This is a genomic window from Pantoea sp. MQR6 (assembly GCF_022761075.1).
Taxonomy (GTDB): Bacteria; Pseudomonadota; Gammaproteobacteria; order Enterobacterales; family Enterobacteriaceae; genus Pantoea; species Pantoea phytostimulans.
On the sequence record NZ_JAKYXB010000004.1, the window covers coordinates 216,827 to 234,158 of the forward strand.

Annotated in this window: 15 protein-coding genes and 1 pseudogene; 5 read left to right on the forward strand and 11 right to left on the reverse strand. The window is 49.2% G+C overall.

The window, feature by feature from the left end; genetic code table 11:
• Positions 1-48: 48 nt before the first annotated feature.
• The 5 genes and pseudogenes from MUG06_RS16180 to MUG06_RS16200 form a co-directional block, all read right to left on the reverse strand.
• A pseudogene (locus MUG06_RS16180) lies at positions 49-324 on the reverse strand (FAD-binding oxidoreductase); the annotation flags it as partial.
• A gap of 723 nt (positions 325-1,047) precedes the next feature.
• On the reverse strand, positions 1,048-1,260 hold the full coding sequence (gene cspA, locus MUG06_RS16185; RefSeq protein WP_215848581.1) for an RNA chaperone/antiterminator CspA: 213 nt from the start codon (positions 1,258-1,260) through the stop codon (positions 1,048-1,050).
• 492 nt (positions 1,261-1,752) lie between these two features.
• On the reverse strand, positions 1,753-3,420 hold the full coding sequence (locus MUG06_RS16190) for a methyl-accepting chemotaxis protein (protein ID WP_243079239.1): 1,668 nt from the start codon (positions 3,418-3,420) through the stop codon (positions 1,753-1,755).
• A gap of 485 nt (positions 3,421-3,905) precedes the next feature.
• Positions 3,906-4,088 (reverse strand): hypothetical protein, encoded by a 183-nt coding sequence (locus MUG06_RS16195; RefSeq protein WP_215848580.1) that lies wholly within the window; start codon positions 4,086-4,088, stop codon positions 3,906-3,908.
• Positions 4,089-4,316: 228 nt separating this feature from the next.
• Complete coding sequence (locus MUG06_RS16200; RefSeq protein WP_215848579.1) at positions 4,317-4,595, reverse strand: hypothetical protein; 279 nt, start codon at positions 4,593-4,595, stop codon at positions 4,317-4,319.
• A gap of 700 nt (positions 4,596-5,295) precedes the next feature.
• On the opposite strand from MUG06_RS16200, the gene MUG06_RS16205 reads away from it, so the two are divergent.
• On the forward strand, positions 5,296-5,505 hold the full coding sequence (locus tag MUG06_RS16205) for a CsbD family protein (RefSeq protein WP_215848712.1): 210 nt from the start codon (positions 5,296-5,298) through the stop codon (positions 5,503-5,505).
• A gap of 242 nt (positions 5,506-5,747) precedes the next feature.
• Here MUG06_RS16205 and MUG06_RS16210 read toward each other — a convergent pair whose 3' ends face one another.
• Positions 5,748-6,473: a pirin family protein gene (locus MUG06_RS16210; protein ID WP_243079240.1), complete on the reverse strand. Its 726-nt coding sequence runs from the start codon at positions 6,471-6,473 to the stop codon at positions 5,748-5,750.
• A gap of 122 nt (positions 6,474-6,595) precedes the next feature.
• Here MUG06_RS16210 and MUG06_RS16215 point away from each other — a divergent pair, with 122 nt between their 5' ends.
• Positions 6,596-7,474 carry a LysR family transcriptional regulator gene (locus tag MUG06_RS16215; RefSeq protein WP_215848577.1) on the forward strand — a complete coding sequence of 293 codons (879 nt, stop codon included), beginning with the start codon at positions 6,596-6,598 and terminating at the stop codon, positions 7,472-7,474.
• 43 nt (positions 7,475-7,517) lie between these two features.
• Here MUG06_RS16215 and MUG06_RS16220 read toward each other — a convergent pair whose 3' ends face one another.
• Complete coding sequence (locus tag MUG06_RS16220) at positions 7,518-9,164, reverse strand: dihydroxyacetone kinase subunit DhaK (RefSeq protein WP_243079241.1); 1,647 nt, start codon at positions 9,162-9,164, stop codon at positions 7,518-7,520.
• 26 nt (positions 9,165-9,190) lie between these two features.
• Here MUG06_RS16220 and MUG06_RS16225 point away from each other — a divergent pair, with 26 nt between their 5' ends.
• Positions 9,191-9,379 (forward strand): hypothetical protein, encoded by a 189-nt coding sequence (locus MUG06_RS16225; RefSeq protein WP_243079242.1) that lies wholly within the window; start codon positions 9,191-9,193, stop codon positions 9,377-9,379.
• A 13-nt stretch (positions 9,380-9,392) separates the two neighbouring features.
• Here the strand turns inward: MUG06_RS16225 and MUG06_RS16230 are convergent, their stop codons facing one another.
• From MUG06_RS16230 to fdhF, 4 genes are read right to left on the reverse strand one after another with little or no spacing between them, the layout of a single operon-like run.
• The gene (locus MUG06_RS16230; protein ID WP_243079243.1) at positions 9,393-10,322 is read right to left on the reverse strand and encodes a cytochrome d ubiquinol oxidase subunit II; all 930 of its coding nucleotides are present in this window, start codon (positions 10,320-10,322) and stop codon (positions 9,393-9,395) included.
• Entirely contained in the window at positions 10,319-11,698 is a 1,380-nt protein-coding gene (locus tag MUG06_RS16235) for a cytochrome ubiquinol oxidase subunit I (RefSeq protein WP_243079244.1), read from the reverse strand. The genes MUG06_RS16230 and MUG06_RS16235 overlap by 4 nt, the downstream gene beginning before the upstream one ends.
• The gene (locus tag MUG06_RS16240; RefSeq protein WP_243079245.1) at positions 11,691-12,176 is read right to left on the reverse strand and encodes a DUF1641 domain-containing protein; all 486 of its coding nucleotides are present in this window, start codon (positions 12,174-12,176) and stop codon (positions 11,691-11,693) included. The genes MUG06_RS16235 and MUG06_RS16240 overlap by 8 nt, the downstream gene beginning before the upstream one ends.
• A complete protein-coding gene (fdhF, locus tag MUG06_RS16245) occupies positions 12,176-15,148 on the reverse strand; it encodes a formate dehydrogenase subunit alpha (RefSeq protein ID WP_243079246.1) in 2,973 nt (990 codons plus the stop codon). The genes MUG06_RS16240 and fdhF overlap by 1 nt, the downstream gene beginning before the upstream one ends.
• 438 nt (positions 15,149-15,586) lie before the next feature.
• On the opposite strand from fdhF, the gene MUG06_RS16250 reads away from it, so the two are divergent.
• Complete coding sequence (locus MUG06_RS16250) at positions 15,587-16,801, forward strand: zinc-dependent alcohol dehydrogenase (protein WP_243079247.1); 1,215 nt, start codon at positions 15,587-15,589, stop codon at positions 16,799-16,801.
• 308 nt (positions 16,802-17,109) lie between these two features.
• Entirely contained in the window at positions 17,110-17,283 is a 174-nt protein-coding gene (locus tag MUG06_RS16255; protein ID WP_243079431.1) for a GhoT/OrtT family toxin, read from the forward strand.
• Positions 17,284-17,332 lie beyond the last annotated feature (49 nt).

Here is a 17,332-nt window from a genome sequence, read left to right on the forward strand (position 1 = left end):
CGCACCATGAACATCGGCTTTATTACGTAGAGCATCAACCCTTCTTAGTTAAAAGCGATCAAAACGGTAAGGATGCGGATCAATAATCGGCGTGTGGTTAATCACAAGATCTGCCGCCAACTGCCCTGCTGCAGGCGAAGTGCCAAATCCATGACCTGAAAATCCTGTTGCCAGCGTTAAGCCCGAAAGCCGGTCAACGGGTCCGATAACCGGATTGGAATCTGGCGTTACATCAAGGGTTCCTGCCCAGGCTTCAGCGATTTCCGCACGCTGGAAAGCAGGCCATGCGGCTTGCAGATTATTCATTGCATCCTCATTAAGAGAAGATTTAGCTGATAAGAAGAGTGCGCTGTAGGGATAAGCGCGCTAAATGCGGGTTTGTAGCATCAAAGAGTCAGGCGAATTGCCGCGTTAAGCGACAATCTTCTGGGATTCGCTTTAACGAAAAAAGGCCGCCGATAGGCGACCTTTATAAAACGCGTACCCCACCCGGCGCTTATCTCCGGCACTCGCAATGGCTTAGCTCTTGAAGGGGCAAAAGGATTCTCTCATCAAACACGGCGTCAGATTTAACCGTTATTGCTATCGTTATTATTAGCTTGCTACCTTTTTACCAGGTGTGTTGTGCCACATCGCAATACGACTTCTGTGAAACCGAAGCGCTGTAAGCGATATTCATTGTCAGTTCTGGTAAATATGGGTAAAGAACTAAGATGAGCGATCAATAACGCCGGTTTGATTATCAGAATATATTTACCGCAATCGATATGAATCCGCATTTTTCATATTGCGTACATATTAAATTTTTATTTGACCATTAATTATACAAATTTAAATATAATGATTTCTATTTTTTAGAATAAAGAGAGGCTCTACTTAGCACGCGCCTACTTTCAGGCCGAGTTCTATATGTTGTGGGCGGGCAAAAATAGCGGGGAAATACAGGCATAAAAAAACCCGCTCGAGGCGGGTTTTTTAATCATCAGGTATTTTATCTGCTCAGGCTGTTGCCTTCATCGCTGTTGTAAACGTACCTGAAGATGCAAATTAGATTGCTACAACGTTTGCCGCTGATGGGCCTTTAGCACCACTTTCGATGGTGAATTCAACGCGCTGGCCTTCATCTAAGGTTTTGAAATCGTTGCTCTGAATGGCAGAGAAGTGTACGAATACATCTTTGCTGCCATCCTGAGGAGTGATAAAGCCAAAACCTTTACCTGCGTCAAACCATTTTACTAAACCAGTCATTTTACCAGACATAGATACTTCCTTAATTTTTGAGCCACTAATGCGGCGAAGATGGTCTGTTGTGCAGAGAATTACTTACTTGGCACTTAGGAGGAGGCTCTCGAAGAAGGGTATCGCTGGATATCACTTTAACTGAGGACTGCTTTACTAAAACTGCTTTCATAAGGTCTGTATTACAAACCGATGGAGCTATTAAGCCATTGTTCAGAAGATTTAGCAATGCCTTATTTTAATTATTTTCACAGGGCTTGCTGAATGAGATAGCGAGAAGAAACTTTCGCATGAGTACCACGTTACCGCGATTAAAATATCCCGCCTCGCTAATGAACCCTCACGCTTGAAATATTATTTTCCTGCCTTTTATTTATTCCTGCCGGTTTCATCCGCTGCCTGTTTTTCTGCTCGGTCTTTTAGTCAGACAGTTTTAACGTCATGCACTCAGCAGGGCGATGAAGAGGGTTCCCTGAATCGCCCTGCCCTGTTACTTACGCAATGTCTACCCGATTAAAAGCTTTGCCAGTTTTCCTCAGCCGCGCTTTGACTCGGTTTAGGCAGCAAATTTTTCACTTTCTGAATTGTGCCTGATTCAGCAAGTGACGATTTGCTCGCAAGGGCGTGTTTGCTTTCTCTGTTATCAATGCGGAACTCGCCAACCATTCTGGTCAGCGCGGCCGCCTGTTCCTGAAGTGACTGTGACGCAGCAGAGGCTTCTTCCACCAACGCGGCGTTTTGCTGAGTCACATCGTCCATTTGGTTTACCGCTTTATGAACTTGCTCGATTCCCTGGCTCTGTTCTTGAGCTGCCGCCGCAATTTCATTAACTAACGCGCTAACCTGGCGAATGGCGTCTTTCATTACCGACATGTTTTCGCCCACGTTGCTTGCCTGATCCGCACCGGTTTCAGTTAGCTTGAATGATTCGTTAATCAGCTGCTTAATTTCTCTTGCCGCCGTGGTCGAGCGCTGCGAAAGATTTCTGACCTCGCCGGCGACTACCGCAAAACCTTTGCCGTGTTCACCCGCGCGTGCGGCTTCAACTGCCGCATTCAGCGCCAGGATATTCGTTTGAAAAGCAATGCCTTCAATCAACGCAACAATCTCTGAAACGCGACGCGAGCTTCCTTGTATATCTTTCATCGTCACCAGCATTGCATCCAGCGACGCTGAACTTTTTTCTGACAACTGATTAGCATTAACTGCCAGCAAACTGGCCTGGCGAGTGTTATCTGCCGTCTGACGCACCGTTTCACTCAGCTCTGTCATACTGGCTGCTGTTTGCTCCAGCGAGGCGGCTTGCTGCTCGGTTCGTGAGGAGAGATCTTCATTGCCTGCGGCAATCTGTGCTGAGGCGCTACCCACTGAATGAGACGCCGCATTAACTGACGCCAGCGCATCTGCGACACGCTTCATCAGGGCATTAAATGAGCGTGCCATATTGCCGATTTCGTCCCGACGACTTTCATCAGCACTGACCGTAAGATCAAGGTTATCACTCGAATGCGTCATGATGCTGCCGATAGCAGAGAGATTGTTTCGTATGCGGATAATCGTGGATGCGGCAAAGAGACCAAACACCAGAATCGTGGCGCAAACGCCGGCAATGGTGCCCCAGAAAAGGGTGTTGTAAATGCTATGGTTCGTTGCACGAAGGTCCTCCCCAATCGCGATATTCAGCGCTAACTGCTTCTGATAGCCCGCTACCAGTGTCCGAATAGCATCACCAACGCCCTCTTTCCTCTCAAGAATGGAGCGGCTGAGCTCATCCTGATGCGCGCGAGAGGCTGCAATAAAGTCGGGCAGTCGCTGCTCTATCACATGAAGGTTATCAAAAGCGATGTGGGTCAGCCTTTCATCTTCATCGTTTGAGATGTCGTGCTTCAAATAGTAATCCGTCAGCGTCTTCAGACCGGCAACACGCTGCTTAATTTCATCTTCAATCGCGGGCAGTTTGCTATTATCAGCCTGACTCTGATGTTGATAAAGCGTAAGCGCGAGCTGATTACTTTGTTCAGTCAGCTGACCTAAATCCTTGATGGAGGAGATGGTATTGATCTGGACATACTCGAAGCGATCCTGAAAGCCAGACAGAAAATATATCGCAAGTACTGCCTGGCTAATAATGGCTAAAAACAGCACTGAGAATGTCAGTATGAGACGCTGTGTGATGTTCATGTTTACCCCTGAATTTTTTATACGATCTTCCTGCGTGCAGGTGACCATCCGCAAAGGGTTATCGGCAGGCACTGACAAATAGTTATTACTTATGGTGGGGGGAAGCTGATGTGAGGTGCGGTAACGCTTTTATGTCAACAAACAGGCTTGAAAGAGCGTAATAACCAGGCATAAAAGAGAAGGTTTGGCTAGCGATAGAGCGGCAAGAAATTCGTAGTGAATTTCTCTGTCGAAGAAAGGATGAGTAAGCGATGATCCGCGTATAAAGTTAGACGGGAGCGCAACTGCTCTGACAGACCAAATCTGCGAGCGGGATTTGGCCTGTCAGGAACAGCATTATGATGCTTTTGCGCGTTCAGGCGCTTCACTTTTAACGCATTACCCCATTGCAGCGACTCACTTTCCCCCACACTGCAGGTTTTTCTGAGTCACATTGCTGAAGGTTTTTTCTTTTGAACATCTGCGTTAATGACACTGATGATTCATCATAACTGGCTGCGCTGCTTCTGATCTCCCAAAGCATCTTCCAGGCATTTGCGAATGATGTCTGGCAGGCAACTGTAATCATGGTATTTCTCTGCTATCCGCTGTAACTGCTCTACAAGTGGATCTAATTCATTTCGGGCGATATCTTTTCTGTTCGGATAAAGATAATAAATGTTGCTCATGACGACTCCACGCAGAACATTCTGTCTGATCCCTATCATCATGCTGCCATTTCATTCTAAACAATCGGTCCTGAAACGCCTAAACAAGGGCTGTTTTCTTGCGTTAAAGTTTTTTAACATCTGACGAAAGTACCTAACATACAAGTAGAAATTACTACATCGTTGCTGAATAAGCGGGTACTGATGAACGCAAATCGTACAGAACAGTACCCTTTTTGCTCATTTGAGTTAGTACTGACCGGGTAAATGCCTTATCGGTGTAGGACAATTGGTCAGCCCAAAAGCCGGCTTTTTTCTTGCATGGTTAAAGTTATTCAAACAAAGCGGGCACTGCGTGGCATCAGGATGATGAATTTTAGCAACCGTTACTGCCTGACCCTTGGTATATAAAGAGCCGATAAAAATCCTGTTTACATCTGCCGGCAGATTAACACAACCCGCTTGATGAATTACCCAGTTGCCAGTAATCGCGTTTTTTAACAAATAATAAAATGATGGTTTAAGCATAAAAGTCTCAAGTAGTTTGCTGAAGTAGTAAATGGATCAAATAAGAAAAGTCATTACACACTGAATTTTCATTAATCATATCTGTTTTTTTTATCATCAACTATTAAACCACCGCGCTTTTTTTGAATTTAGGAATTCCCCCTTAGGCAATGTTAATTTATATAAACTATATCCATTCTGGAATTAAATCATTAACGCAAACTCCGCCACCAAACTTAAACACCACTTATCTCTAATGTGGGTGTAATTATGAATACAAATAATATAACTTTAAAATCAAGTGGTTACGATGAGGTGAGCAATCATAAAATTGCATTTTTCTAATGAATTAAGATGTTTATCGCGATCAGAACCTATCAAATAATGTACATAAGTTTTTTCGGGTAATGATTCAAAAAAAAGCCAAACGGCACTTTTCAATTTAAGAAGGTACTAGCGCAAAATCTATTCGTAAAGCAAGTCTGTAGTATGGCTGACCAATTGAATACGCTGAGTGAAATGCTTTAATCGTGAAAGAGGGTGTTCTTTAAACATAAATCGAGGCTTTGCTCCACAACAAGGATTAATTCCAAATATGCTGCGTACTTCACAATCAGAAGCAGCAAAAAAATTTGGCTGTGCCAGGCTTAGCGCTACAGACACCGAAACGGCTGTCTGCCAAAGCAATAAATTAAAAGAAACATTATTAAGGAAAGCGAAAATGAATGAAGATCGAATTGGTGGTAACTGGAAACAGTTCAAAGGAAAAGTTAAGGAAAAATGGGGCGATCTTACTGATGACGACATGACTGTTGTGGAAGGCAAGCGTGATCAGTTGGTGGGCAAAATTCAGGAACGTTACGGTTACGAAAAAGATCGTGCAGAGAAAGAAGTAAAAGATTGGGAAGATTCAAACAAATATCACTGGTAAGCCTGCCAAAGGTGCCGGTAGCCCCCTTCCGGCACCTTCTCCTTCTAAAAACAACAATCCTATTACTTACCGAAACGCGCGATCGTACTGGCTGCACCCAGCGAAGGGTCTTTGATTTGTTCCAATAATTCATTATGCATCAAGCCCAATTTCTGGTGAGAAACGCGCAAATCAGGAATGTGAAAACGAAAAAAAACGGCCATTTCTGACCATTTTAAAAAGCGCTGTTTTTTTGTCAGCGATTAATGTGCAGGACGATTCACTTCAACGGGACGCAGATCGAACAGCAGCACCTCAGCATTATCACCGGCGGTAAAACTAAGCGAAGTTTCATTACGAACCCGCGCACCATCACCTGCGTTAAAGCGAATACCGTTCACTGTGACAGAACCCTGCGCCACGTGAATATAAGCGTAACGATCTTCACCTAACGTCACGGTTTGCTGCTCATCACCATTAAACAAACCGGCATAGATACGCATATCCTGACGCACGCTTAACGCGTTGCCTTGCCCTTCTGGCGAGACGATCAGGCTAAATTTGCCTCGTTTATCCTCTTCAGGCACAGAAACTTGCTGGTAACCTGGCTGCGTGCCGTTTTCAGCTGGCACAATCCAGATTTGCAAAAAATGGACGCCATTGGTGCTGGAATGGTTGAATTCACTGTGCGTGACTCCGCTACCGGCGCTCATCAATTGCACGTCACCGGGAACGATTACCGAACCGGTACCCATGGAATCTTTATGTGCTAACTCGCCTTTCAGCACATAAGAGATGATCTCCATGTTGCTGTGAGGGTGCGCGCCAAAACCGCGAGCGGGTGCCACCTGATCATCGTTAATCACCAGAAGGTCAGAAAAACCCATCTGTTTGGGATCACGGTAGCCCGCAAATGAGAAGGTATGACGTGATTTCAACCAGCCGTGATCACCTAAGCCGCGTTGTTCTGATAATCTTTGCTCGATCATGGTCTGCTCCTAAATTTTTTGGGGAAGTGGATTTGCCCTTCCGATAGAGAAGCAGTATACGTAAACTAATTTGCTCAACAATTAGCTCTGATATGAATCACTGTCACCTTTAAGTGGACAATATGCAAATCGAAGATCTTCGGATATATGTGGCGGTGATGAACGCCGGAAATTTCACGGCAGCGGCCGACCAGCTCATGCTATCGAAACAATATGTCAGTCGGCGCATGGCAGCGCTTGAGGCTTCACTGGGCGCGCGTTTGTTGATACGTAATACGCGAAAATTATCGGTAACGGATGCGGGTAAAGTCTTTGCCCAGCACGCGCAACGCATCCTTGATGACATACAGGAAGCAGAACAAGCCGTTTCTGAGCGACGTCAAGAGTTACACGGTACATTTCGAATCAGCATGCCGATGTCGTTTGGCATGAGCCATCTTTCACCGTTAATCGCGGATTTTTTGGCTGAACATTCCGCGTTGCAATTTCAGGTTGAACTGGCCGATCGCTATGTTGATGTGATTGGTGAAGGCTTTGATATGGCGATCCGCATTGGCACCTTGAGCGACTCAACGTTGATCGCCCGTCAACTTGGCGAGCTGAAGCGGGTAATCTGTTGCAGTCCCGCTTACTTAAAGCGTGCAGGTGAACCCAAGGTTCCTGAGGATCTACTGCAACACGCCTGCCTGCGTTACGGTAGGGAAGGCCAAAACGGTTGGGAGCTAAAGGTCGACGGGAAAAAGAAAGTGCTGGCGGTACAAGGCCCGATGATGAGCAATAACGGTGAAGTGCTGTGCGACGCGGCGATCTCTGGTTTAGGCTTGGTGCTTTTGCCCGAATTTATTGTAGGCCCGGCATTGCAACGCGGCGAGTTGGTGTCGGTGTTAGATGCCTGTCATCCCGACTCACTCTGTTTGAATGCGGTCTACCCGCAGCACCGACAAAGAAGTGAAGTCAATCGGGTGCTGCTGTCGTTCTTACAACAAAGGCTTAATGCGTAAACTCTCCCTGTTTTGATCGACAACAGGGAGAGTGGCGAGCAGGTTAATTCACGGTTTTCAGCGCCGCAAATACGCGCGCAATTGCCACCGCACCAGGATCTTGTACATCTTTCAAATTATCGCTATTGAGGTAAGAAGAACGCCCCGCTTTTGCTTTGGTCATGCTGGCGGTATTTTCCGCGCCTTTATGTGCCGCATCCGCGACGGCGTTGAAATCCTTGCCTGCGATCATCGCTTCGATAGCCGGTTGTAGCGCATCTATTAACGTGCGGTCGCCGAGTTGTGCACCGCCATAATGCTTCATTTTTTCCAGCCCCTTCTGCAAAGCCTCCGCTAATGCGCGCCCTTCTGCCAGCTGCTGACCCGCCGCGGTGAAGAAAATGGCCATTAATACACCGCTGGACCCGCCCATGACTTTTGCCAGTCGCTCGCCAATGACGGCGAACAGATCGGGCAAGGTATTCAGCGGCAAGTGCTGCTCTTTGCACTCATCAAGAATGTGTCGTGCACCGGCGGCGAAGGTCGAACCGGTGTCACCATCGCCCACCTGAGCATCCAGTTTGTTCAGATCACTTTCATTTTTGATCAGCGTGTCGCAAACGGCGCTGAGAATGCGGGCGACATGGGCGTTTTCAGACGCTTCGAAGGCAATTTCGCTCGCCTGCTTTTCAGCTTTATGCGGTTTCAGAGCCTCAACTTTGACCGCTTTACACCAGCCAGCCGCTTCCACGGGCGCGCAAATCGCCTCCTCAAACAATGGCGAAAGTTCAAGGCTGGTGACGGAATAGCCTTTCATATCCAGCGCCGTCATCATTGCTGCAGGGCCAATCAGATACTGCACACTGTTGCTCAACGGTGATTCGATCAAATCGCGCGTGACGAGATTCATTTCCAGCGCTGACATTCCGCCAAGATTGTTCACCAACAAGACGCGCGGCTTGTCGGCATCTCGATTCTGCAGCACGTTTTCCAACAGCTGTTTAGCAATCTGCTGGCTGCTCTGGGATTTAATCACCTCAACGCCCGGCTCACCATGAATACCTAACCCCATTTCCACGCTGCCTTCCGGCACGCGTTCGTCGGTATCTTCACCTGGCAAATGGCAGCTCGACATCGCAACGCCCATCGTTGACATGGCTTGGTTTGCCGCCTCCGCCGCTTTGGTCACGGCGGCTAAATCATCTCCGCGCTCGGCGACGAAACCCGCAATTTTATGCACCAGCAAGGTTCCTGCCACGCCACGCGGCTGTGGGTTATCAGGCAGCGCAATATCATCGCCAACGATAACCATGCTGACATCAAAACCTGCTTTACGCGCTTTTTCTGCCGCCAGGCCAAAGTTAAGGCGATCGCCAGTATAATTTTTAACAATCAACAAACATCCGGCCTCGCCGGTGAGATTAACGATGGCGTTATACACCGCTTCGACGCTGGGAGAAGCAAACAGATCACCGCACACTGCGGCGGTTAACATCCCTTTGCCGATGAAGCCAACATGCGCAGGCTCATGTCCTGATCCTCCGCCAGAGATCAGCGCCACCTTTTTTTTATCCCAGTCATTACGCATCACAATACGTATCCATGGATCGACGTCTAATCGCACCAGATTGCGCCATGGATTGGCATAAATGATGCCATCCAGCGCATCAGCAACCAGATCTTCTTTCTTATTCATCATGAATTTAGCCATTACTTATTCCTCATCTGAATGTTTCGATGTCGATTCCACGAAAAGGAAGTGTTGCACATGGAAACCCACCGCGTGGGCTAAAAGTGGCGAAATCATTCCTAAAGTCGCCATCATTGATGCTGAAATGGTGGCGTGGAATGCGCAGTTTACGGGTGAGAAGTAGCGCGATATCGCCCACGCTGGGCGACATCATTTCGCTTTATCAACAAGGCTAAAAATGGCGGCGCTTTACTTAACCTTGCCGTGAAAAACCCAAAACGCCCACGTGTGATAAATCAAGGTTATCGGCATCACGATAGCCACACCCGTCAGCACAAAAATTTGTGTAACCTGATCCGCAGCACTGTTATGCAGATCAATCTGTTGCGGAATGAGCCACGGATAAATCCCCCAGGCAATGCCTGCCATTACGGCGGCGATTAAAGCCAGCGTTATGGCGATTTGCCACTTGGGACCCAATCGGTAGAGCGCAATCAGCAGCATGAGCCACAATGCCGCAATGAATAAACAGATCGCTTTTCCCCAGCCATGCCACGTTTGTTGCCACGGATCGGGGTTTAATAAGATCAGCGCCAAAAACAGCACCAGTGCAACCACCCAAAAAAACCATGCCAGCGTGTTTGCCCGCTCTTCAACCGATTCTCCAATGCGCCAGCGGATCCAGCAGCAGCCTAACATCAGATAAATAGCCATCAAGCCAAAGCCCGACAACAGGGCATACAGGCTGAAGCCGAATAAACTCTGCCCTTCCATCACCTTGCCCGCGCACCAACCCTGACAAAAAGCGGCCAGTGCGGAGCTTAGCGGCAGCAATTTATCCAGCCAGTGACGCAGTTCGCCAGCGGCCTGAGCACGATACTCCAGTGCTAGCGCACGCAGAAACAGGCAAAGTAGCATAATGAAAACCGGTAAATAGAGTGCGCTAAACAAACTGCTGTAAGCGGCAGGAAACAGTGCCAGCAGGCCACCCGCTACCAGCACCAGCCAGGTTTCATTGGCATCCCATACCGGCAAAATACTGTGCACCATGCGCTGTTTCTGTTCTTCATCGTCAAACCAGAAAAAAAGCATCCCGACGCCAAGATCCGCGCCATCCAGCCAGACATACATCAGCAGTGAAAATAACAGTGTCAGGGCGCAGAGATCGGCTAAGTTCATTGTCCGCTCTCCGAAGAGGTCGTTAAGCTATTCGCAACAACCTCAGTTTCCTTTGGCAGCGGCGCATTAACGTAACGCAACAGATAACGTAGCCCAAGAGCGAAACTGAAACTGTAAATCAACAGCACGCCAATAACCGAAGCCAGCGTCAAGCTCAGGGACAGCGATGAAACACTTTGCGCAGTGCGCAACAAACCATAAACGGTCCAGGGTTGACGCCCCAGTTCTGTCACCAGCCAACCCGACAGCATCGCGACAAATCCGCTGGGCGACATCAACACCAGCCACCACAACAAGCGGCGTGACGTGAGCAACTTATTACGCCAGCGCTGAAGGTTAGTGACACAGGTGGTGATCAGCATTAACGCCCCTAATCCCACCATGACGCGAAAAGCAAAAAACACCGGCAACACCGGCGGCAGCGTGTCAGCGGGAAATTCACTCAGGCTTTTAATATGCCCGGTTAAGTTGTGACGCAAATAGAGCGAACCCAGATTAGGAACGGCGATTTCAGCACGATTACGCTGCATTTGTTGATCGGGTATCGCAAACAGCCGCAGCGGTTCTCCATCTCCCGGCGCAGGTGATCTCCAGCTCCCTTCTATCGCGGCTAATTTGGCGGGCTGATAGCGCAGCGTATTTTCACCATGAAGATCGCCAATAACCAGCTGCAGCGGCACGGCAAATAGACAAAAAGTCAGGGCGCTGGTCAACATGATACGTGCTGCCGCTTCCTTTGGACGGTGCAGAATTCGCCATGCCGCTGCACCTGCCATCATAAATGCCACCGCAATTAAGGTTGCCAACACCATATGCGTAAAGCGCCAGGGAAAGGAGGGCGCAGAAAGCAGAGTCATAACGCTGTTAGCATGAAATACACCTGCATCATCGCGAGAAAAATCAACCGGCGTTTGCATCCAGGAATTAGCGGCCAGGATCCAAAACGCACTGATAAAGGCACCAAGAGCCACCATGCAGGTAACGATAAAATGAATACCGGGGCGGATACGCCCCATCCCAAACAGCATCACGCCAGTCAGCCCCGACTCCAAAAAGAAAGCCACCAGCACTTCATAAAACATCAGCGGGCCGATGATTCCACCTACGCGTTGAGAGAAGGGGGCCCAGTTGGTGCCAAACTGAAATTCCATCACCACGCCAGAAACCGCGCCAATCGCCACCGTCAGCGCGAAAATCTTTAACCAAAAATGCAGCGCTTCGCGCGCGCCGGGCTGTTTACCCCAAAGCCAGCGTGCCTCAAACCAGACCAGAAAAGGGGCAAGACCCAGCGTTAATGCCGCCAGCGTGATATGCATACCCATTGTCAATGCGAACTGCCCGCGTGACAGCAGCAGCACCCAATCAGCGTCACTCACGGGTCGATTTCCCGCTATAACGGGTGACCGGTGGCTCCTCTGCGCGCTGTAACTCTTGAGAGAACGCTTCCATTCCGGCAAACAGAGGCCGCAGGCTTTGCCATAACGCCTCGTCTTTCAGCAGAGACATTACACCTTTCAAGCCCGGTGCAGCTGAGTGCTGTTTCGTCTCTTCGCTGGCGGGTTTTAACGCCATCAGTGCGGCCCGAACTGCCAGAATCATGTGATTAAAGCGTTCAGGCGGAATGGTACCTAGCGCCATCATTAACAATGAGAGGTTTTGAATGGCGTTTTGCGAGCCGGGCCGATTAAGCCCTTCAACCAAAATTTTACCAATGTCGCTGTTGGCCTTTACGACATCGTTGGCGAGACGTAAAAAGCCGTGTTGGTGCAGGCTTTCCAGCAAAGTATCAAGCGATTCTTTTGCGGTAGGTTCGGTGCGCGTCGGCGGCACATCGTATTGCATGCGTTCGGCCATTAAAATTTCTCCGGATGTTTTACGTGCGCGGGTGGCTGTTGATAACCCGCCTGTTGCCATTTATCTTCTACGGGCAAATGATCGAGCGGCGTGCGCTGACCATAACGGAAATTATGCTGAGGCAGAGGGTTCGGTTGCGGTGGATGATCCAGCGCCTGCATTTTTACTGCGATTTCTTTATAGGCGGGCGTGTTCACGTCAGGATCGTGATGATCGCCGGTCAAACCATTTACGCCAGGTTTACCATGATGAATCGGGATAAACAGCACATTGCCCTGAACCCGCTCGGTGATCACCACCGGTACTTCAAGCGTGCCGCGCCGCGAAGTAATCGCAACCCAATCTCCCTCTTTCAACTGACGTTCAGCGGCAAGTTGCGGTGAAATTTCCACAAACCAGTTCGGTGACAGCGAGGATATACGGCCGCCTTGCCCAGTCTGATTGGTGGACTGAAAATGCTCCAGCATGCGGCCATTGTTCAGTAGCAGATCGTACTCACTATCTTCACGCTCTTCCGGCGGACGCCATTCCAGTGGATAGAGTCGTGCTTTGCCATCCGGGAAATGGAAGGATTCGGTATAGAGCAGCGGTGTACTGCTGCCATCGGCCTTCACCGGCCACTGTTGTGATTGCCAGCCCACCAGCTGTTCATAGCTAACCCCGGCGAAAATCTCCGCAATACTGGCTGTTTCTGCCATGATCGCGCCGGGATTAGGATAGCGCCACGGATGTCCCAGCCTGGCGGCTAAATCAGTGAGAATTTGCCAGTCGGGGCGGCTATCGCCCAGCGGCGGCATTGCCGGAGAGAAATGTTGAATACGCCGTTCGGTATTCACAAAGGTGCCCTCCTTCTCAACGCTTGGGCAACCTGGCAATACCACGTCAGCAAATTCGGCGGTACGGCTCATGAAAATGTCCTGCACCACCATAAAGTCGAGCTGTGTAAAAGCTTGGTGAACTTTAGTTGAATCCGCGTCAGAGAACGCGGTCTCTTCGCCAATGATGTACATCGCCCGCACTTTTTTCTCGTACGCTTCCTGCACCATTTGGAAGTTGTCTGCACCAACCTTGTCAGATAACGCTTCAGGCGAAACGCCCCACGCTTTAGCCCACTTTTCACGCGCAGCATGATCCGTGACTTTGTCATAGCCCGGATAGATATTGCTGAGGCAGCCAAAGTCGCTGGCACCCTGCACATTGTTGTGGCCACGCATTGGATAACCTCCAGTGCCGGGACGACCATAATTTCCTGTCACCAACAGCAAGTTAGAGAGCGCGGTGCTGGTATCTGCCCCATGGCTATGCTGGGTAATTCCCATTGCCCACAGCAGGCAGACGCTGCCCGCGTTACCAATCATCTCTGCGGCGGTGGTCAGTTCTTCAACGCTTAGCCCGGTAATATCGCTGGCAAACTCAAGCGTAAAAGGCGCAAGCGAGGCGCGATATTCCTCAACCTGAATCACCCGTTCACTCAGGAATTTGTCATCGGCATAGCCGTGGTCAAACATATAGCGCGCCATGGCTGAAGCCCATACCATGTCGGTGCCAGGCCGCACGCGCAGATAACAATCGGCTCGCTCGGCCATTTCGTGGCAGCGCGGATCAACAACCAGCAACTTTTGACCTTGGTGCTTGTGGCTCTGTTTAATATGGGAAGCGATAACAGGATGGTTTTCAGCCAGATTACTGCCAACAATCACAATCAATTCAGTAAGCTGTAAATCCTTGATACTGCCCGCATCTCCTCCGTATCCAACCGTCCGAAACAGACCTTGGGTTGCAGGGTTTTGGCAGTAACGTGAAGAGTTATCGACGTTGTTGGTGCCAAAGATCAGGCGGGCAATTTTTTGTGTCAGGTAGGCTTCTTCGTTGCTGGCCTTGCTTGAGCCGATAAACCCAATGGCATCACCGCCGTGCTGGTTGGCAACGGCACGCAATCCTTGCGCCACGCGATCCAGCGCCTCATCCCAACTGGCTGGACGGAAACGCCCTTCTTCACGTATCAGCGGCGTGGTGAGACGCTTCGGACTGTTAACAAAATCCCAGCCAAACTTGCCCTTGATGCAGGTCGAAATGCCATTCGCAGGCGCTTCAGCTACCGGCTGAATTTTTAGGATATGGCGATCGCGCGTCCACATTTCAAAGCTGCATCCAACGCCGCAATAGGTGCAAACGGTTTTGGTTTTCTTGATTTCAGCTTTGCGCAAGGCGGTATCAATCACGGAGATCGCCGTGATCGGTTCCATGCTGATGCTCTTTTCCAGCGCCTTAACGAAATCAATCATCGGGCGTTTTACCTTTTGCGGCATGGCGGTAAAAGGCCCGGCATCAGGCTGCATGGTTTTTTCCAGTAAAGCATTGCAGGGACAAACTGTTACGCAGTGTCCACAGCTAACACAGCTGGAACCCGCAATCTGCGTTCCGCCATCCCACAGCACGCGTGGATGCTCCGCAGTGTAATCGATGGATAAAGTTTCATTCACTTCTACGTTTTGGCAGGCTTCGACGCAGCGCCCACATAAAATGCATTGATCCGGGTCGTAGGTATAAAACGGATTGGAGTGATCTTTCTCGCTGGGTTTGCGTTCATAAGGGTAATACTGAATCGGAATGTGCATATCAGCGACGGCATTGTGTAAGGTGCAGTCGCCGGTGTTGTGTTCACAAACGGTACAATAAAGCTCATGACGATTAAGGATGCGATCCATCCCCTCTTCCTGCGCGGCACGCGAGGTGGCAGTTTGACTGCTGATTTGCATACCGTCTTGCGTGGTTAACGTACAACCGCGCACCTGTTCGCCATCCACGTCAACCCAGCAGACATCGCATGTTTGCAGCGGGGGAAGAGCCGGGTGATAACAAACGTGAGGTAATTTTTTCCCGTGGTCATCAAGAAAATCAATTAAAGGTCGATTCGCGGCTCCGCTTAACGCTTCGCCATTATAAATAATGGTACAAGTCTGCTCACTCATTTTCCGCCTCATTTCCGACATTGCTCCTGGCATCCTGCCAAGGTATACCCTGGGTTATTCGAGCCACAGCTAACCGCTGTATAACTTGAAGCCTGCTGGGTATATTTATTGTAAAGTTATGTCCTTGATGATAGCGGTTATTAACCATTCTGCCATATTGCCGCGCTTCGTTAATTGACCCACTCAGTGAACGGCGCGCCTAATTTCATTTCCGTCTCGCTTAAATGCTATATAATATTTAATCTTAATTTTCAAATAGTTAAATATTAGTAAGTCATAGGGTTAAGAAATTAATATTTATTAACAATAATTGCGCCATTAATAGCCTGATTTTTATTCAGATTTCTCTGCCTCGATAAATAGCATTCAGAATCAGTTCTATAATCTTTACTTGGTATTTTTAATACGTGACGATCCCTTAACGTGATTGGAGGAAATATGCGCGCATTAGTCTGGCATGCGGTAGGTGATATTCGCCTGGATACCGTTCCTGACCCTCAAATTGAGCAGCCCAGTGATGCAGTAATTAAATTAACTGCTTCAGCTATCTGTGGCACTGATTTGCATTTTATTCGTGGCACCTTCAGCAATATGCAGCAGGGAACCATTCTCGGGCATGAAGGCGTAGGTATTGTGGAAAGCGTTGGCGATGAAGTCCGCAATTTCACCCCCGGCGATCGCGTGGTGGTGTGTTCAACGGTGTCGTGTGGCGTTTGCCCGCCCTGTCGTGCTGGCCATACCGCACAGTGTGACAATGCAAATCCCAACGGGCCAGAAGCCGGAACCTGTTTCTTCGGTGGCCCGCAAGCCACAGGCCCAGTAAATGGCTTACAGGCCGAAAAAGCCCGCATTCCTTATGCAGCGAATACGTTGGTAAAAATTCCCGACGGCGTCAGTGACGAGCAAGCGATATTGATCAGTGACATCTTCCCTACTGCCTGGTTTGGTGCGGAGTTAGCAGATATCAGCCGTGGCGATATCGTTGTGGTATTTGGCTGTGGCCCGGTTGGGCAATTCACCATCGCCAGCGCCTTTTTGATGGGAGCCGCACGCGTCATCGCCGTTGATAGTCATGTTGATCGTCTGGCAATGGCGCGTCGTCAGGGGGCCTTCACCGTTAACTTTGAGCGTGAAGATCCGGTTGCCATCATTAAACAGCTGACTGGCGGAACCGGTGCAGACGCTGTTATTGATGCGGTGGGTGTTGATAGCCAACATGCTCATCATGGCCCCGCCAGCGATGAGGCCGAACAAAAAGCCGATAAATTTAAGCAAGAAGTTGAACAGGTCGCACCTGAAACCCATCCGCAGGAGGGCAACTGGGTGCCGGGTGATGCGCCGACGCAAGCGCTGGAATGGGCCATTGCCAGCGTGAAAAAAGCAGGTCGCCTCAGCATTATTGGCGTTTATCCTCCCACGGCGGAAATTTTCCCTATTGGCAAAGCGATGAACAAGAACCTGACAATGAAAATGGGGAACTGTAATCATCACACCATCATCCCACATTTACTGGAACTCACCCGCAGTGGCGTAATCGATCCCGTTGGTGTTCTGACCAATGTTGAACCGCTGAGCAATGTGATTGATGCGTATAAACACTTTGATAAGCGCGAGCCGGGATGGATTAAAACGGAGCTGATGCCTCAAGCCTAGCGAGCTGGCCTGAATGAGCGTCTTGGGGCGCTCTTTTTTTTGCTATCAATGCCCTGACGCGCGAATGTGATATGTCTCTTCGCCGTGCGATTTTTTGTCGATAGCGCTGCGTAGCGCAAGGGTTTTAAGCCGTTTTACCGGGCCGCTTTCAGGCTGAAATCGCCTGAGCGTTGAAATCACAGTTTTCACGGTTCAGGTCGGAGAGAAACAGCGTTTTATGGGGAGAAAAAGCGGCTTTTTACTTGATCTGGATCACGAAAATCAGCATCATGCGCAGCGAAAACCCTTACGATGCTGCGGAGATATTGATGACCCTTTACCAACATATGCTGGTTTTTTACGCCGTGGTGGCCTCTGTCGCAGCGCTTATCACCTTCTTTATCGCTAAAGATAAGTTCAGCATTAAGTTGTTGAGCGCATTTCTGGTCGGCGCAACCTGGCCAATGAGTTTTCCCGTCGCGTTAATGTTTGCCCTGTTTTAATTGACATTATTTGTTCACTGACCACACTTAGGCGATACGCCTCTGGTCT

Excerpts from the sequence above, each read along its gene's own strand:
- cspA (WP_215848581.1), bottom strand. The coding sequence starts at position 1,260 with ATGTCTGGTAAAATGACTGGTTTAGTAAAATGGTTTGACGCAGGTAAA.
- MUG06_RS16210 (WP_243079240.1), bottom strand. The coding sequence starts at position 6,473 with ATGATCGAGCAAAGATTATCAGAACAACGCGGCTTAGGTGATCACGGC.
- MUG06_RS16215 (WP_215848577.1), top strand. The coding sequence starts at position 6,596 with ATGCAAATCGAAGATCTTCGGATATATGTGGCGGTGATGAACGCCGGA.
- MUG06_RS16255 (WP_243079431.1), top strand. The coding sequence starts at position 17,110 with ATGACCCTTTACCAACATATGCTGGTTTTTTACGCCGTGGTGGCCTCT.
- MUG06_RS16200 (WP_215848579.1), bottom strand. The coding sequence starts at position 4,595 with ATGCTTAAACCATCATTTTATTATTTGTTAAAAAACGCGATTACTGGC.
- MUG06_RS16225 (WP_243079242.1), top strand. The coding sequence starts at position 9,191 with ATGTCGATTCCACGAAAAGGAAGTGTTGCACATGGAAACCCACCGCGT.
- MUG06_RS16250 (WP_243079247.1), top strand. The coding sequence starts at position 15,587 with ATGCGCGCATTAGTCTGGCATGCGGTAGGTGATATTCGCCTGGATACC.
- fdhF (WP_243079246.1), bottom strand. The coding sequence starts at position 15,148 with ATGAGTGAGCAGACTTGTACCATTATTTATAATGGCGAAGCGTTAAGC.
- MUG06_RS16220 (WP_243079241.1), bottom strand. The coding sequence starts at position 9,164 with ATGGCTAAATTCATGATGAATAAGAAAGAAGATCTGGTTGCTGATGCG.
- MUG06_RS16230 (WP_243079243.1), bottom strand. The coding sequence starts at position 10,322 with ATGAACTTAGCCGATCTCTGCGCCCTGACACTGTTATTTTCACTGCTG.
- MUG06_RS16240 (WP_243079245.1), bottom strand. The coding sequence starts at position 12,176 with ATGGCCGAACGCATGCAATACGATGTGCCGCCGACGCGCACCGAACCT.
- MUG06_RS16190 (WP_243079239.1), bottom strand. The coding sequence starts at position 3,420 with ATGAACATCACACAGCGTCTCATACTGACATTCTCAGTGCTGTTTTTA.
- MUG06_RS16205 (WP_215848712.1), top strand. The coding sequence starts at position 5,296 with ATGAATGAAGATCGAATTGGTGGTAACTGGAAACAGTTCAAAGGAAAA.
- MUG06_RS16195 (WP_215848580.1), bottom strand. The coding sequence starts at position 4,088 with ATGAGCAACATTTATTATCTTTATCCGAACAGAAAAGATATCGCCCGA.